The sequence below is a fragment of the Peptostreptococcus anaerobius 653-L genome, assembly GCF_000178095.1.
Lineage (GTDB): Bacteria > Bacillota > Clostridia > Peptostreptococcales > Peptostreptococcaceae > Peptostreptococcus > Peptostreptococcus anaerobius.
The window spans coordinates 1-1,107 of record NZ_ADJN01000010.1; the positions used below are offsets into that span (position 1 = coordinate 1).

Genomic DNA, 1,107 nt, shown 5'->3' on the forward strand with positions numbered 1-1,107 from the left:
GGGGATTGATAGTAGAAAGGATCATTAAAAATCCTCTAATATTTACCAATGAGGAGATAGAAAAACTGTTAAATATCTCTACTCACACAGAAGAATACAGACAAGCCTATGAAGAAATGATAAATGGGAAAGATATGGAAGATGAAACAGACATAGAGTAGATAAAATAAAAGACCTTAGTTTTTTCAGAAGCTCCCTGCAAGGGCAAAAAGCTTCGCAGAACGCAAAGCACCCTTTAGGGTGTATAATTGCGCCCTTAGAAAAACTAAGGGATTTTAGCAAGTCTTTAAAAATCCAAAACTTAATAAAAACATACGGATAAAGTAGATAGGAAAAGATACAAAAAATAACCTGTCTGCTTTTTCCTTTACCTGAAAACAAACAAAAAATGAAAGGAGCTTAAAAGTGGCAGAAACATTTCACTTTAATATTTCTATGATAAGCAGAGGAAAAAGTAAATCGGCAGTTGCAAGTGCAGCATATATCTCTTGTGAGAAAATCAAAAATGAATGGGACGGAGAAGTTCACGATTACCATAATAAAAAGGGACTTTTACATTCAGAAATCTTCTTGCCGGAGAATGTTCCCATAGCATTAAAAGATAGAACTACATTATGGAACAGCGTTGAACTAAATGAGAAAGCAAGCAATGCACAGCTTGCAAGAAATTTTATCATTGCTCTACCAAAAGAATTATCCTTTGAAGAAAACAAGAAACTCATTACCGACTTCATACAAGAACATTTTGTATCAAAAGGAATGATAGCAGACCTTGCAATCCATGATGAAAGTGATGAAGAAAATAATAATATCCATGCCCATATTATGACTACTCTTAGACCAATCAATGAAAAAGGAGAGTGGCAGGCAAAAAGCAAAAAAGAATATGTTCTTGATGAAAACGGAGAAAAGATAAAATTAAAAAGCGGTAACTACAAAACAAGAAAAGTAGAGCTGACAGACTGGAACAATAAAGGAAACGCAGAGAAATGGAGAGAGAATTTTGCAAGTCTTTGTAATCAGTATTTAGAAAAAAATCATCAGGAAAAGAGAGTGGATCATCGTTCCTACAAAAGACAAGGGATAGAAGAAATTCCAACCATTCAT

At 33.9% G+C, this 1,107-nt stretch carries 1 protein-coding gene; it reads left to right on the forward strand.

All coding sequences use genetic code 11. The features are described 5' to 3' along the window. Positions 1 to 405 precede the first annotated feature (405 nt). The coding region (gene mobQ / locus HMPREF0631_RS00865) for a MobQ family relaxase (protein ID WP_002842749.1) at positions 406 to 1,107 on the forward strand (702 nt) is incomplete at its 3' end.